Origin of the sequence: Rhodoplanes roseus, assembly GCF_003258865.1 — a bacterium.
Classification (GTDB): domain Bacteria; phylum Pseudomonadota; class Alphaproteobacteria; order Rhizobiales; family Xanthobacteraceae; genus Rhodoplanes; species Rhodoplanes roseus.
The window spans coordinates 1-15318 of sequence record NZ_NPEX01000134.1 but is presented as its reverse complement, the minus strand read 5'-3'; the positions used below and the strand labels follow the sequence as shown (position 1 = coordinate 15318).

Annotated in this window: 13 protein-coding genes; 7 read left to right on the top strand and 6 right to left on the bottom strand. The window is 70.3% G+C overall.

Annotated elements, in window-relative coordinates:
* Positions 1 to 89: 89 nt before the first annotated feature.
* Together CH341_RS18370 and fldA are read right to left on the bottom strand one after the other, a co-directional pair.
* Positions 90 to 530 carry a DUF2023 family protein gene (locus CH341_RS18370; protein WP_111420445.1) on the bottom strand — a complete coding sequence of 147 codons (441 nt, stop codon included), beginning with the start codon at positions 528 to 530 and terminating at the stop codon, positions 90 to 92.
* Complete coding sequence (gene fldA, locus CH341_RS18365; RefSeq protein ID WP_111420444.1) at positions 509 to 994, bottom strand: flavodoxin FldA; 486 nt, start codon at positions 992 to 994, stop codon at positions 509 to 511. The genes CH341_RS18370 and fldA overlap by 22 nt, the downstream gene beginning before the upstream one ends.
* Before the next feature lie 484 nt (positions 995 to 1478).
* Between fldA and CH341_RS18360 the strand changes: the two genes are divergently transcribed.
* On the top strand, positions 1479 to 3314 hold the full coding sequence (locus CH341_RS18360; RefSeq protein ID WP_111420443.1) for a M3 family oligoendopeptidase: 1836 nt from the start codon (positions 1479 to 1481) through the stop codon (positions 3312 to 3314).
* A 162-nt stretch (positions 3315 to 3476) separates the two neighbouring features.
* On the opposite strand, the gene CH341_RS18355 is transcribed toward CH341_RS18360, so the two are convergent.
* Positions 3477 to 4064 (bottom strand): TetR/AcrR family transcriptional regulator, encoded by a 588-nt coding sequence (locus CH341_RS18355; RefSeq protein ID WP_111420442.1) that lies wholly within the window; start codon positions 4062 to 4064, stop codon positions 3477 to 3479.
* 105 nt (positions 4065 to 4169) lie between these two features.
* Between CH341_RS18355 and CH341_RS18350 the strand changes: the two genes are divergently transcribed.
* Positions 4170 to 5393 carry an efflux RND transporter periplasmic adaptor subunit gene (locus tag CH341_RS18350; protein ID WP_111420441.1) on the top strand — a complete coding sequence of 408 codons (1224 nt, stop codon included), beginning with the start codon at positions 4170 to 4172 and terminating at the stop codon, positions 5391 to 5393.
* A 160-nt stretch (positions 5394 to 5553) separates the two neighbouring features.
* Positions 5554 to 8772, top strand: coding sequence for an efflux RND transporter permease subunit (locus CH341_RS18345; protein ID WP_111420440.1), 3219 nt, complete (start codon positions 5554 to 5556; stop codon positions 8770 to 8772).
* A 6-nt stretch (positions 8773 to 8778) separates the two neighbouring features.
* Here the strand turns inward: CH341_RS18345 and CH341_RS18340 are convergent, their stop codons facing one another.
* From CH341_RS18340 to CH341_RS18330, 3 genes are all read right to left on the bottom strand, one after another.
* On the bottom strand, positions 8779 to 9174 hold the full coding sequence (locus CH341_RS18340; RefSeq protein ID WP_111420439.1) for a type II toxin-antitoxin system VapC family toxin: 396 nt from the start codon (positions 9172 to 9174) through the stop codon (positions 8779 to 8781).
* Positions 9171 to 9410, bottom strand: coding sequence for a type II toxin-antitoxin system VapB family antitoxin (locus tag CH341_RS18335; protein ID WP_245431128.1), 240 nt, complete (start codon positions 9408 to 9410; stop codon positions 9171 to 9173). The genes CH341_RS18340 and CH341_RS18335 overlap by 4 nt, the downstream gene beginning before the upstream one ends.
* 104 nt (positions 9411 to 9514) lie before the next feature.
* Positions 9515 to 9703, bottom strand: a complete 189-nt coding sequence (locus CH341_RS18330; RefSeq protein WP_111420437.1) for a hypothetical protein — start codon at positions 9701 to 9703, stop codon at positions 9515 to 9517.
* Between the two features lie 319 nt (positions 9704 to 10022).
* Here CH341_RS18330 and CH341_RS18325 point away from each other — a divergent pair, with 319 nt between their 5' ends.
* From CH341_RS18325 to CH341_RS18310, 4 genes are all read left to right on the top strand, one after another.
* Positions 10023 to 11201, top strand: a complete 1179-nt coding sequence (locus CH341_RS18325) for an alpha/beta fold hydrolase (RefSeq protein ID WP_111420436.1) — start codon at positions 10023 to 10025, stop codon at positions 11199 to 11201.
* Positions 11202 to 11309: 108 nt separating this feature from the next.
* Positions 11310 to 12698 (top strand): ABC1 kinase family protein, encoded by a 1389-nt coding sequence (locus CH341_RS18320; RefSeq protein ID WP_111420435.1) that lies wholly within the window; start codon positions 11310 to 11312, stop codon positions 12696 to 12698.
* A gap of 108 nt (positions 12699 to 12806) precedes the next feature.
* Entirely contained in the window at positions 12807 to 13478 is a 672-nt protein-coding gene (locus CH341_RS18315) for a TetR/AcrR family transcriptional regulator (protein WP_170149696.1), read from the top strand.
* 61 nt (positions 13479 to 13539) lie between these two features.
* On the top strand, positions 13540 to 15318 hold a 1779-nt coding region (locus CH341_RS18310; RefSeq protein WP_111420433.1), incomplete at its 3' end, for a hypothetical protein.

Here is a 15318-nt window from a genome sequence, read left to right as displayed (position 1 = left end):
CTCCCCCGCCTGCGGGGGAGGGTCGGGGAGGGGGAAAGCCGCAAGCTCCGACTCTGTCGATCAGGAGCATCCGCGCGAGTGTCCGCCCCTCAGTGCATCACGGCGCGTTCGGCTTCGGCGATGTCGGCGTCGGTGACCTCGGGCTGGGCGATCCCGGCCGGGGCGGACGGGTCCGCGCCCTGCGCCGCCTCGGCGCGGGCCAGATAGCGCAGGCACTGCTGGTCGCGGTCGTAGCCGAGCAGGATCCCGAGCATGAAGTCGTGCTCCGGCGAGAGATCGCACAGGGGCCCGACCATGAAGCGCTGCGCCGCCATCACGGCGGCGGGCCGGCCGAACACCACGTTGAAGCGCGACCGGCAGGCCTCGTGGACGTGATGCGCGACCCCGGTGGCGACCAGATGGTCGACGATCGGCTTCGCCGCCTCGGCGTTCACGGTCATCAGGACCAGCGGCCGCATCCCCTTCGACAGCTCGTAGAGGTGATGCCGGAAGATCCCGAGCGTGGCGGTCAGAGAAGCTGGCTGACCCATGCCGTGATCCTCTTCTCGGTTTTCGATGATTCGCCGTCCTCGTCGAGCGCCAGGCCGACGAACTTGCCGTCGCGCTCCGCCTTCGACGCCGTGTAGTCGTAGCCGGCCGTGTCGGTGAAGCCGACCACCACGGCTCCCTTGGCGACCACCTGGTCGTACAGGAGGCCCATCGCGTCGACGAAGCTGTCCGGGTAGCTCACCTGGTCGCCGGTGCCGAACAGCGCCACCGTCTTGCCGGCGAGATTCGCGGCCTCGAGCTTGTCGGTGCCGCCGAGCTCCCAGTCGGACTGGAGATCGCCGGCCCCGTAGGTCGGCGAGCCGAGGATCAGCAGGCTGCAGCTCTCGAAGTCGGCCTTGGTAGCCTGGGCGACGTCGATGGCCTTGCCCTGCACACGCTTGGCGATCCGCGAGGCGACGCCCCGGGTGGCACCGGCGTCGGATCCGAAAATGACGTTCACGCTCATGGTCGGGTCTTCAACGGGGGTCGTTGGCAACAGGATCCCGGAGGCCGAAGCATCGCCCCGGCGCGGGTCCGCGATGAGTACTGGAGTACGCCGGACCGTATCGCGGCGGCGCCTCGCAAGCCAACAGAAATCTCTTTCAAAAATAATAGATTAGAGAAATGCCAGTTTGGCAGAAGAACAATTCCAAGTCTTCATGTCGGACAGACAAGACAATCCCGACGCCCGCAATCCGCTGTTTCGACGCGATGTTCGGACCCGTCTCGAATCGATCCGATTTTCGATCGTTTCGAAAGTAGACAGTTCTGTCAGGATTGATGGGAAGTCGACATGCCCCACGACGGGCTGCTGCATCGCCCCGGCGCTCCGGGCGCGCGCTGCGGCGCCCGAGGCCGCCATGCTTTGCCTCTCCGGCCCCGTCCCCCTACGATGCGGGCCAGCCGAGGGCCGGACGGCCCGCACTGCCGCTGCAAGGACCGCTTTCGCAATGACCGTGACGACCGCGACCGTGACGACCGCTCCCGCCGCCCCCGCCGCCCCGCTGGGCGCCCTGCCCGAGTGGAACCTCGCCGACCTCTATCCCGGCATCGACTCGGCCGAGGTGCGGCGTGATCTCGACCGCGCCCGCACCGGCTGCATCGCCTTCGAGGAGGCCTTCAAGGGCCGGCTCGCCGGCATGGCGCAGCAGCCCGACGCCGGCCGCGCGCTCGCCGGCGCGATCAAGCAGCTCGAGGCGCTCGACGACCTCCTGGGCCGGCTGATCTCCTATGCGGGCCTGGTGCATGCCGGCGACACGACCGACCCGGTGCGGGCCAAGTTCTACGGCGACGTGCAGGACCAGATCACGGCGGCCTCGTCGCATCTCCTGTTCTTCGCGCTGGAGCTCAACCGCATCGACGACGCGCTGATGGCGGCCGCCATGGCGGATCCGGCGCTCGGCCACTACCGGCCGTTCATCGAGGACGTCCGCAAGGAGAAGCCGTATCAGCTCGAGGACCGGGTCGAGCAGCTCTTCCACGAGAAGTCCGTCACCGGCTACGCGGCCTGGAACCGGCTGTTCGACGAGACCATCGCGGGCCTGCGCTTCAAGGTGCAGGGCAAGACGCTGCCGCTCGAGCCGACCCTGACGCTGCTGCAGAACCCCAGCGAGGCGGTGCGCCGCAAGGCCGCCGAGGCGCTCGCCGAGACGTTCGGCAAGAACCTGCGCACCTTCACGCTGATCACCAACACGCTCGCCAAGGACAAGGAGATCTCCGACCGCTGGCGCGGCTTCGCCGACATCGCCGACTCGCGGCATCTCGCCAACAGGGTCGAGCGAGAGGTGGTGGAAGCCCTCGTCGGCAGCGTGCGTGACAGCTATCCGCGGCTGTCGCACCGCTACTACGCCCTGAAGGCGCGCTGGTTCGGCAAGGAGACGCTGGCGCATTGGGACCGCAACGCGCCGCTGCCCAAGGTGGCGACGCCGACGATCCCGTGGGACCAGGCGAAGGACGCGGTGCTGTCGGCCTACGGCCAGTTCTCGCCGAAAATGGCCGAGATCGCCGAGCGCTTCTTCACCGACCGCTGGATCGACGCGCCGACCCGCCCCGGCAAGGCGCCCGGCGCCTTCGCGCATCCGACCGTGCCGTCGGCGCACCCCTACGTGCTGCTCAACTACCAGGGCAAGCCGCGCGACGTGATGACGCTCGCCCACGAGCTCGGCCACGGCGTCCACCAGGTGCTGGCCGCCAAGAACGGCCCGCTGATGGCGCCGACGCCGCTGACGCTCGCCGAGACGGCCAGCGTGTTCGGCGAGATGCTGACCTTCCGCAAGCTCCTGGCCGGCATCAAGGACAAGAAGCGCCGCCGCGCCATGCTGGCCGGCAAGGTCGAGGACATGCTCAACACGGTGGTGCGGCAGATCGCCTTCTACACGTTCGAGCGCGACATCCACACCGAGCGGCGCGAGGGCGAGCTGACCGCCGACCGCATCGGCGAGATCTGGATGAAGGTGCAGTCCGAGAGCCTCGGCCCGGCGATCGAGCTGAAGCCCGGCTACGAGACCTTCTGGGCCTATATCGGCCACTTCGTCCACGCGCCGTTCTACGTCTACGCCTACGCGTTCGGCGACTGCCTGGTGAACGCCCTCTACGCCGTCTACGAGAACGCCCACGAGGGCTTCGCCGAGCGCTATCTCGCCATGCTGGCGGCCGGCGGCACCAAGCCGCACAACGAGCTCCTGGCCCCGTTCGGCCTCGACGCCCGCGACCCGAACTTCTGGCAAGGCGGCCTCGGCCTCATCGCCTCGATGATCGACGAGCTGGAGGCGATGGAGACGGCGTGACGGGACTATTCGTCGTCATTCCGGGACGGCGCGCAGCGCCGGACCCGGAATCCAGCCCCATCATCCGAGTTCGCTGCTGGATTCCGGGTTCGCACCTTCGGTGCGCCCCGGAATGACGGCGGAGATCGAACACCGCGCCCGCGACACGCACCCAGGCGGCGGTTACTTCGGCCACGCCCGCATCGTCATGTTGGCGACCTTGTGGAGGTCGCCGCGGGTGGCGCCGCCGGCGGCGTGGATGGACATGCCTTCCAGCACGGTCGCGATGTAGCAGGCGAACTCGGCCGGATCGATATCCTCGGGCAGCTCGCCGTCGGCCTTGGCCTTCACCAGTCGCTCGCACACCATGCGCTCGCCCTCGCGGCGCCGCGCGATCAGCTCCTGGTGGATGTCCTGCGCCATGTCGGAGCACGCCACCGTGCCGCGCACCAAGAGGCAGCCGGGCGGGTTGCAGGCCTCGGTCATGAAGTCGGCGGTGCCGTGCAGCAGCCGCTCGATCATGGCGCGGGCGGTCGGCTCGCCCAGGGCCTCGTCCCAGAACTTGGTCCGGACCATGACGTAGCGCTCCAAGACCTTGCGGAACAGGCCTTCCTTGTTGCCGAACGCCGCGTAGAGGCTGGGCGGCGCGATGCCGATCGCCTGGGTCAGCTCGGCGATCGAGGCGCCGTCGTAGCCCCGTCGCCAGAACACCTGGAGGGCCTGGTCGAGGGCATGGTCCATGTCGAATGTACGCGGGCGTCCGAGTGCCACGGCAACACACCTTCTTGTTTTTTACTGATCGCTATATAAGTCCCTTGACGCCGCCCGTCCACATCCATTATGTAACGCTCACTAAATAAGGCGACGGAGCGTTCCATGACCCCTATCCGCACCCTCCTGACCGGCACGGCGCTGGTCGGCATTATTGCAGCCGGCGCGGCCGGTGTCCTGCATCTCGGTACCGGCCCGGCCCGGTCCAGCGCCCCGGCCGCCGCCCCGCAGGCCGTGCCCGTGTCTGTCGCCGCGGTCGAGAAGCGCAACGTGGCCCTGTTCGACGAGTTCTCCGGCCGGCTCGAGGCGATCGAGCGGGTCGAGGTGCGGCCGCGGGTGGCCGGCGCCGTCCAGAACGTGCATTTCGTCGAGGGCGCGCTGGTCAACAAGGGCGACCTGCTGGTCACCATCGACCCGGCCCCCTACGCCGCCGAGGTGGCGCGCGCCGAGGCCCAGGTCGCCGCCGCCGAGGCCCGGCTGGCGCTGACCAAGACCGATCTCGAGCGCGGCCAGCAACTGTTCGGCAACCGCACGGTGTCGCAGCGCGACCTCGACCAGCGCCTCAACGCGGCCCAGGAGGCCGAAGCCAACCTGAAGGCCGCCCAGGCGAGCCTGACCACGGCGCGGCTGAACCTCGACTGGACCCAGGTCCGCGCCCCGGTGTCGGGCCGGGTCGGCCGCCAGGACGTGACGGTCGGCAACCTGGTCCCGGCAGGGGCGACCGCGCCGGTGCTGACCACGCTGGTCTCGGTCGATCCGATCTATGCGCGCTTCGACGCCGACGAATACGCGGTGCGGCGCGCCCTCGACAGCCTCAGCGTCGACGACCGGCACGGCGGCGACGCCCACACGGCGATCGACCGCATCCCGGTGCTGATCGACCGCGCCGGTGGCGAGCCGCTGCGCGGCTCCATGCAGCTCATCGACAACCAGGTGGACGGGCGCACCGGCACGGTGCGGGTGCGCGCCGTGTTCGACAATCCGCGCGGCGCCCTGATGCCGGGCCAGTTCGTGCGGCTGCGCATGGGCCAGCCGAAGCCGGCGCCGGTGCTGCTGGTCAACGAGCGGGCGGTCGGCACCGACCAGGACAAGCGCTTCGTCTTCGTGGTCGGCGAGGACAACAAGGCGACCTACCGCACGGTCGGCCTCGGCCCCGCCACCGACGGGCTGCGCATCGTCACCGAGGGCCTCGGCGAGGGCGAGCGCATCGTCGTCAACGGGCTCCAGCGGGTGCGCCCCGGCGCCGTCGTCGTGCCCAAGGTCGTCGGCATGGAGACGGCGTCGTGGCCGACGTCGTCCGGCACCGTGCATGTGAGCGCGGCGCAGTAAAGGCGCCCCGAACTGTCTCCTTCGTCATTCCGGGGCGCGCCGCAGGCGCGAACCCGGAATCCATAACCCCGGTCCGCGTTACTCTCGAACACCGGGAGTATGGGTTCCGGGCTCGGCGCTCCGCGCCGCCCCGGAACGACCGAGCTGAAAAGACACCCCCATGTCCTTCTCGCGCTTCTTCATCGACCGACCGATCTTCGCCGGCGTGCTGTCGGTGCTGATCTTCCTGGCCGGGCTCCTGGCCATGCGGGTGATGCCGATCTCGGAGTATCCGGAGGTCGCGCCGCCGTCCGTGGTGGTGCGCGCCACCTATCCGGGCGCCAACCCGAAGGTCATCGCCGAGTCGGTGGCGACGCCGATCGAGGAGGCCGTGAACGGCGTCGAGGGCATGCTCTACATGGCGAGCCAGGCGACGACCGACGGCCTGATGACGCTGACCGTCACGTTCCGGCTCGGCACCGATCCGGACAAGGCGCAGCAGCTCGTGCAGAACCGCGTCTCGCAGGCGGAGCCGCGCCTGCCCGAGGACGTGCGCCGGCTCGGCATCACCACGGTGAAGAGCTCGCCCGATCTCACCATGGTGGTGCATCTGCTGTCGCCCAACGACCGCTACGACATCACATACTTGCGCAACTACGCCGTCCTCAACGTGCGCGACCGCCTCAAGCGCATCGAGGGCATCGGCGACGTGCAGATCTTCGGTGGCGGCGACTACGCCATGCGGGTGTGGCTCGATCCGCCCAAGATCGCCGAGCACGGCCTGTCGCCGGGCGACATCGTGCGCGAGATCCGGAATCAGAACGTCCAGGCCGCCGCCGGCGTGATCGGCGGGCCGCCCAACGCCGCCGGCCTCGACTATCAGCTCTCGGTCAACGCCCAAGGCCGCCTCCAGAACGAGGAGGAGTTCGGCGACATCATCGTCAAGACCGGCCAGGACGGCGCCGTGGTGCGGCTGCGCGACGTCGCCCGCATCGAGCTCGGCGCCTCCGAATACGCGCTGCGCTCGCTGCTGAACAACAAGGCGGCCGTGGCGCTCGGCGTGTTCCAGTCGCCCGGCTCCAACGCCCTCGCCATCTCGGAGAACGTCCGCAAGACCATGGCCGAGCTGCAGGGCGCCATGCCGGAGGGCGTCGAATACTCGATCGTCTACGACCCGACCCAGTTCATCCGCGCCTCGATCGAGGCCGTGGTGCACACGCTGCTGGAGGCCATCGGGCTCGTCGTGCTGGTCGTCATCGTCTTCCTGCAGACCTGGCGCGCCTCGATCATCCCGCTGCTCGCCGTCCCGGTGTCGATCGTCGGCACGTTCGCCGTGATGCACGCGTTCGGCTTCTCGATCAACGCGCTGACGCTGTTCGGCCTGGTGCTGGCGATCGGCATCGTGGTCGACGACGCGATCGTCGTGGTGGAGAACGTCGAGCGCAACATCGAGGCCGGGCTGTCGCCGCGCGAGGCCAGCTATCGCGCCATGGAGGAGGTGTCGGGCCCGATCGTCGCCATCGCGCTGGTGCTGATCGCCGTGTTCGTGCCGCTCGCCTTCATCTCCGGCCTCACCGGCCAGTTCTATCGCCAGTTCGCCCTCACCATCGCGATCTCGACCGTGATCTCGGCGATCAACTCGCTGACCCTGTCGCCGGCGCTCGCCGCGCTGCTGCTCAAGGGCCACGACGCGCCCAAGGACGCGCTGTCGCGCGGCCTCGACCGCGTGCTCGGCTGGTTCTTCCGCGGCTTCAACACGGCGTTCCGGCGCGGCTCGGAGGCCTATGGCGGCGGCGTCGGCCGCGTCATCTCGCACCGCGCCGTGGCGATGGGCCTCTATCTGGTGCTGGTCGGCATCACGTTCGGCCTGTTCCAGGTCGTGCCGGGCGGCTTCGTGCCGGGCCAGGACAAGCAGTATCTGGTCGGCTTCGCCCGCCTGCCGGACGGCGCCACGCTCGACCGCACCGAGGAGGTGATCCGCAAGATGAGCGAGATCGCCCTGAAGACCGAGGGCGTGCAGGACGCCATCGCGTTCCCGGGCCTCTCCATCTCGGGCTTCACCAACTCGTCCAACGCCGGCATCGTGTTCGTCGGCCTGAAGGCGTTCGAGGAGCGCAAGAGCCCGGCGCTGTCGGGTCCGGCACTCGCCATGGAGCTGAACAAGAAGTTCGCCGTCATCGAGGAGGCCTTCGTCGCCATGTTCCCGCCGCCGCCGGTGTCGGGGCTCGGCACCATCGGCGGCTTCAAGCTGCAGATCGAGGACCGCACCGGCCAGGGCTATGCGGCGCTCAAGGCGGCGACCGACGCGTTCACGGCCAAGGCGATGCATACGCCCGAGATCGCCGGCACGTTCTCCAGCTTCCAGGTCAACGTGCCGCAGCTCTACGCCGACATCGACCGCACCAAGGCGCGCCAGCTTTCGGTCGCGGTGCCGGACGTGTTCGAGGCGCTGCAGGTCTATCTCGGCTCGGCCTATGTGAACGATTTCAACAAGTTCGGCCGCACCTACTCGGTCCGGGTCCAGGCCGACGCGCCGTTCCGCGCGCGGCCCGACGATCTCGGCGCGCTGAAGGTGCGCTCGGCGACCGGAGAGATGGTGCCGCTCTCGGCCGTGCTGCGGGTGCAGCCCTCGGCCGGGCCGGAACGCGCCATGCGCTACAACGGCTTCCTGTCGGCCGACATCAACGGCGGCGCGGCGCCCGGCTTCTCCACCGGCCAGGCCCAGAGCGCCATCGCCCGCATCGCCGCCGAGACGCTGCCCAAGGGCTTCGACTTCGAGTGGACCGAGCTGACCTATCAGGAGATCCTCGCCGGCAACTCGGGCGTGATCGTCTTCCCGATCGCGCTGCTGCTGGTGTTCCTGGTGCTGGCGGCGCTCTACGAGAGCCTGACCCTGCCGCTGTCCATCATCCTGATCGTGCCGATGGGGCTGCTGGCCGCCATGACGGGCGTGTGGATCGCCGGCGGCGACAACAACATCTTCACCCAGATCGGCCTGATCGTGCTGGTCGGGCTGTCCGCCAAGAACGCCATCCTGATCGTCGAGTTCGCCCGCGAGCTGGAGTTTGCCGGACGTTCCCCCGTGCGGGCCGCCATCGAGGCGAGCCGGCTGCGGCTGCGGCCGATCCTGATGACGTCGATGGCCTTCGTCATGGGCGTGCTGCCGCTCGTCACCTCGACGGGCGCCGGCGCCGAGATGCGGCGCGCCATGGGCGTCGCGGTGTTCTCGGGGATGATCGGCGTGACGCTGTTCGGCATCTTCCTGACGCCGGTGTTCTACGTGCTGCTGCGCGCCGTCACCGGCAACCGCCCGCTCAAGCACACCGGCGGCGCGCCGGCCCACGCCCCGATCGCCCCGGCGGAGCACGCCCCGGCACCGCACGGCGCGCCGGCGGAGTGACCGTCGCTATGCGAGGTCGGTGCGTGAGAAATCGTCGCCCTTGTACAGCAGGGTCGCGGCGTTGGCCTTCGCGCACGAATAGGCGAAGCAGTCGCCCGTGTTGAGGGCGGCCGGGTGGCGTCCCTTGCCGAACCGCGAATAGGCGTCGAGCGCCAGCTCGTGCTCACGTTCGCCGATCGGAACGAATCGGACGGCGGCAGCGCTCAGGAACAGCCCGACCAGGTCGCGCGCGCCCTCGACGGACAAGCGGTAGGCACGGCAGAGTCCCGCGACCGTCTCCCAGACGGAGATCGCCGAGCACAGGCGACTCTGGTCTGCATCGAGGATGTCCGACAGCCTGTCGGCGTCATCCTCGCCGGTGATGATGGCGATGAGCGCCGACGCATCGACGAAGACGGTCACGGGGCACCCGAGAGATCGTCGAAGAACGCCTTGTCCGGCGCCTGTCCGGTGCGCGGCGGAAGCGGATGGGCCGTTCGAAGAGCCGAGAACCGCTCGCGTAGCGGCACGGAAGGTGCCACGCGATCCAGCTCGGCCCGGACGGCGAGCTTCGCGGCATCCGCCTCGGACACGCCGCGCAGCGTCGCCAGTTCGGTCACCAGCTTGACCAAGGCGGCATCATCGATGCGCAGAGACACGCTCGCCTCCATCCGATGGCCGGGTCACGCCCGACCCGTACCGCGTCCCCGACCAGCAGGAAGCGGTCTCGCCGTCCGGGACTCCGCCTCGGCTGCGCGCCGGCTCACGCCCGGGCGGCGTGGCGCTCGGCGAAATCGGCGCGGCTGTAGGCCTGGCCGTCCAGATCGGTGATCTGGATGTCGGTCACGCCCTCGTCCAAAAGCTCGTCGGCCTTCTTGATCGCTGCCGCCGGCGACTCGCGCCTCAGCGTGACGGCGCCGGCGGTGTCGTGGCCCGTGATGATGTAGCTCATGCGGTCTCGCTCCTGCACACGGATCGAGCATACAGGCTTCGGCGCGCCGGCGCGACCGGGCCGGGGCGCGACCCCGCCGTGCGCCGCCGCCGGGCACGCCGCCGTCCTTGTCGGGCCGGACCGGAAGGCGTAGGCTTTCGCCTGCGTACCCCGGACGCGCGGCCGCTCGAGCCCCGCGTCCCCGGTCGTCTCTCCTCCATGCCGAGACCGCGACACGGTCCCGGACAGCGTGCCTGTGATCCCGGTCGGGGCACGGGTCGTGCGGCTCCGTCCGGCCTTGGTCGCCGGCCCGGCGGACCGTCACTCCAGGGGGACGTGCATGGCGGGTTCGTCGTTCTCCACCGCATTGTTCTGGCCGATGCTGGCGGCGATGTCGGCCAGCGAGGCCACGGCCGCCTTCGTGCACGAGATCGCCCGGATGACGGCGACCGAGGAGGCGCTGCGGCCGCCGCGGGAGCGGCCCGGCTGGGCGACGGCGAACCGCGTCACCCTGGAGCTGCCGTCGCTGACGCTGCGCGACTTTTCGCCGCTCCACCCGGCGACGATGTCGCGGTGCACCAACGGGCTAGCCGGCCGGACAGCGCCGCCCGCGACCGTGATCTGCGGACCCTATGCCCTGCACGGCGCCACCGTCGCGGATTTCGCCCCGGGGCACAGCCTGGCGGAGGTGCTGCTCGGCTGCGGCCGGCACGACCTTCATCTGGTCGAGTGGCGCTCGGCGACCCCCGAGATGCGCTTCTTCGGCATCGACACGCTGCTGGCCGATCTCAACGTGGCGATCGACGGCTTCGACGGCCCGGTCGACCTGATCGGCCTGTGCCAGGGCGGCTGGATGGCGCTCCTCTACGCGGCACGGTTTCCGGAGAAGGTGCGGCGGCTGGTCGTCGCCGGCGCCCCGCTCGACCTCGCGGCCGGCGAGTCCGGCCTCGCCCGCCTCGCCGCCGCGACGCCGCTGTCGCAGTTCACCGAGCTGCTGCGCTTCGGCGACGGACGGCTGCTCGGCCAGCTCATGCTCGGCCTGTGGGGCCCGGCCCCGACCTCGCCCGAGGCGATCCGCCGCGAGCTGGAGCTGCCCGACGGCGATCCGGCGCCGCTCGCGCCAGATGCCGCGGCGCCCGACCAGGACGCGCTGCTGCAGCGCTTCCGCGACTGGTACGACTGGACCGTCGACCTGCCCGGCACCTTCTATCTCCAGGTCGTCGAATGGCTCTACAAGGAGAACCGGCTGGTGCGCGGCACCTTCCCGGCGCTCGGCCGACGCATCGATCTCGCCGCGCTCAGGCTGCCCGTGCTGCTGCTCGGCGGCCGCGACGATGCGCTGGTCGGCAGCCCCGCCGTGCTGGCGGCGAGCCGGGCGCTCGGCACTCCGGCCCGGGATCTCGCTCTGCTCGAGGTGCCGGCGACCCATCTGGGCCTGTTCATGGGCGCCCGCACGCTCGCCGCCACCTGGCCCCGCATCGTCGCCTGGCTCGACCGACCGGACGGCGGCTCCGCCTGAAGGCCCGCCCCGGCATCGCCTTCGAAACCTCGTTCACCGTAGCGGCGCGCGACCGGTGGCGCTTGCCCGTGGCGCTCCCTATATCGGACACTCCGGCCGATGGGTGTCATGAGCGATCTCGACAAGACCAACGATCTCGAAAAGAACCGTTTTTCGGCCCGGGCCAAGCGCTACGCGCGGGTCGGCGCCAATGTCGGCGGCGTCGCGGCGCGGCTGGCGGCGAACCGCATCCTCAGCGGCAGCCACGACCGCGAGAGCGGCGCGGCCGATCTGGCCGCCGCGCTGGGCGGCCTGAAGGGCCCGATCATGAAGGTGGCCCAGCTGATGGCCACCATCCCGGACCTGCTGCCGCCCGAATATTCGGCCGAGCTCGCCAAGCTGCAGAGCGAGGCGCCGCCGATGGGCTGGGCCTTCGTCAAGCGCCGCATGCAGGCGGAGCTGGGGCCGGACTGGACCGAGAAGTTCGCGAATTTCGAGCACAAGCCGGCCGCCGCCGCCTCGCTCGGCCAGGTCCATCGCGCCACCTCGCACGACGGCGCCCGGCTCGCCTGCAAGCTGCAGTATCCGGACATGCAGTCGGCCGTGGAGGCCGATCTCCAGCAGCTCGGCTGGCTGTTCGCGCTGCACCGGCGCATGGACCCGGCGATCGACACCACCGAGATCGCCAAGGAGATCGCCGCGCGTGTCCGCGAGGAGCTCGACTATGTGCGCGAGGCCAAGCACGTCCGGCTGTACCAGACCGTGCTGGCCGACGTGCCGTCGGTGCGGGTGCCGGGCGTCTGGCCGGCGCTGTCGACTAGGCGCCTTCTCACCCTCGACTGGCTCGACGGCGACCGTCTGCTGACCTTCAAGAGCGCCGACATCGAGATCCGCAACCGCCTCGCCGCCGCGCTCTATCGCGCCTGGTGGCTGCCGTTCAGCCGCTTCGGCGTCATCCACGGCGATCCGCATCTCGGCAACTACACGGCGTTCTCGCAGGACGGCGAGCCGGCCGGCATCAACCTGCTCGACTACGGCTGCATCCGCATCTTCCCGCCGCGCTTCGTCTCCGGCGTCGTCGACCTCTATCACGGCCTGCTGAAGAACGACCGCGAGCAGACCGTCCACGCCTACGAGGCCTGGGGGTTCCGCGATCTCAACCACGACGTCATCGACATCCTCAACATCTGGGCCCGCTTCATCTTCGGGCCCGTGATGGAGGACCGGGTGCGCACCATCGCGGACGGCGTCAAGCCGGGCGAGTACGGCCGCCGCGAGGCCTTCGTGGTGCACCGGGCGCTGCGCGAGAAGGGACCGGTGACGATCCCGCAGGAGTTCGTCTTCATGGACCGCGCCGCGATCGGGCTCGGCGGCGTCTTCCTGCATCTCGATTCGCGGCTCAACTATCACCGCCTGTTCAACGAGGCGATCGAGCATTTCTCGGTCGCGCAGGTGGCCGAGCGTCAGCGCGACGCCCTGGTCGGGGCCGGCCTGGTGCCGGGCGCCCCGCAGGATTAGCCCATCAGGCTAGTCCTCGAGATTTTGAATCTTAAGGTATTTCGGATAAACGGTAAGCTCCGTGTCAGCGAGAGCACTGCAATGCCCACCTCGAGGAGGACCGTGTCCGTGCGCGAGCGAACCGCGGGCAGCACTGCGCCCGACCCGTCGGCGCGCCTGACCAAGCGCATTCTCGAGGTGGCGACGAACCTCTTTCTCGGCGCCGGTTACGGCGCGACCAGCATCGACACCATCGTGGCCAAGAGCCGGGTCTCGAAACGGGTGTTCTACGCGCATTTCGGCAGCAAGGCGGACCTCTTCGCCGCCGTCGTGATCCGGCTGGCCGAGCTGAACTTCCCAACCCTCGACAAGGCCCCGGTTCCGACCGCGCCGATCGAGCAGCAGCTCGAGCAGATCGCGGTCGAGCTCCTGCGGATCACCGGCAAGCCCGAATCCGTCGCGCTGGACCGCATGGTGACGGCCGAGGTGGGCCGGTTCCCCGAGCTTTCCCGGATCCTCTACGACTTCGCCGGCTCCCGCACGCTCGGCGCCGTCTGCAAGATTCTCGACGAGGCGGTCGCTCGCGGCGAGATCGCGCCGATCGACACCCAGTTCGCGTCGCAGCACTTCCTCCAGGCGACCGTGCTCGGCCCGCGCCGCTTCATCGTCCTCGGCCTCGAGGACGCCCGCATGACCCCCAAGAAGCTCGAACGGCTGCGGCGCGGCGTGCGGCTGTTTCTCGACGGCGCCCGCAGCACCCCGGTCGCCCGCCCGGCGCCGCGGCGCCCCTCGCGGCCTTAAGCCCGCCCTAACGGCGAGCGTCTAGGCTCCCGTCCGGATCGAGCCGGTTCGGGGGACGGGCGTGGCGGAGGATGTCGTCGCCATACGGGAAGGCGCCACGGCCGGGCAGGCCGCGCGTGCGCCGACCGCGCCTGCGCCGACTTGGGCCTCCCTGCCGGCGCCGTTGCGCCGCGCCTGCCTGGGCTGGGGTCTCGCCATCATGGCCGGTCTGGTCGCGGCGCCGCCGCTGGTCGCCGGCCTGCAGCATTACGGGCTGCCGCAGTTCTACCTGATCCGCCACGACATGCTGTGGCTCGCCGTCACGGCGGCGCTGCTGCTCGGATTTGCCGTGGTGCGGCTGCCGGCCGGCCGCGTCGGCCGCCTCCCGGCGCTGCGGCTCGACGTCACGGCCTGGAGTGCGGCCGCCCTGGTCGTGACGATCGCGGCGGCCGGCGCGCTCCTGGCCCTGCGCGGCTTCGCGTTGTCGCGCGACGAGACGATGGCCGACTTCGACGCCGCGATCCTGCGCAGCGGCCGGCTCGCCGCCGCCCTGCCACCCGACTGGCGCGCGCTGCGCGAGGCGCTGATCCCGGAATTCCTGCTGCCGGTGCCGGGCGGCACCGTGTGGCTGTCGAACTACCTGCCCGGCAACGCCGCGCTGCGCGCCCTGGTCGGCCTCGTCGCGGATCCGGCCTGGACCTCGCCGCTGCTCGCCGGCGTCGCCGTGCTGGCCGCCTGGCGCTGTGCACGAAAACTATGGCCGGACCGGCCGGACGCCGGCATCGTCGCGATCGTCATGCTGGCCGGCTCGACCCAGGTGCTGGTCACCGCCATGACGGCCTATGCGATGACGGCGCATCTGGCGCTCGACCTCGTCTGGCTCGCCCTCTATCTGCGCGACGACCGTCGCGGCCATCTCGGCGCCGTCGCGGTCGGGGCGCTCGCCTGCGGGCTGCACCAGATCGTCTTCCATCCGCTGTTCGTCGCCCCCTTCGTGCTGCATCTCGTGGCGCGTCGCCGCATCGGCCTCGCATTGGTTTACGCCGGCAGCTACGCGGTGATCTGCGCATTCTGGATCGGCTACTGGCAAATCGTGCTGGCCAGCCAGGGGATCGCCCGCTCCGGCGAGGTCGGCGCCGGCTTCCTGGGCCAGCGCGTCGTCGCCTTCCTGGCCGATCTCGGGCCCGACAATCTCACCCTGATGATCGCCAATGCGCTGCGCTTCGCCGGCTGGCAGCCGCTGCTGTTGCTGCCGCTCGCCGGCCTTGCCTGGGGTGCGGTGCGCCGCGACGAGAGCGTCGCCCGGCCGCTCGCCGGCGGACTGGTGCTGACATTCGCCGCGATGCTGATCCTGGTGCCGCATCAGGGTCACGGCTGGGGCTATCGCTATCTGCACGGCCTGATCGGCAATGCCTGTCTGCTGGCCGGTTGGGGCTGGATCGCCGCGACGGCGCGGGCCGCGCCGGGCGAGCGCCGCGCCGCCGTGCTGGCCGTGACGGCGACGACCGTGTTGGCGCTCGCCGTGGCGCTGCCGCTGCGGCTGGTCCAGGCGACCGTCATGATCGCGCCCTACCGGGGCGCCATGGCGGCGATCGCCGCGACCGGGGCCGATCTCGTGATGGTCGACCGCACCGGCATCGCCTTCGGCCACGACCTCGTCCGCAACGACCCGGATTTACGCGGCCGCCCGCTGGTGCTCGACCTCGGGGCCGTGGACCCGGACACGCTCGCCGCGCTGTGCCGCCGACACCGCATCGCCGTGTTCGACCGCAAGACCGCCGACGCCTGCCGGACCGGCCGGACGCCCTGCGGGTCGGCCAGCCCGTCGACGTGGCCCTCGACGCCGCGCAGACACCCGCCC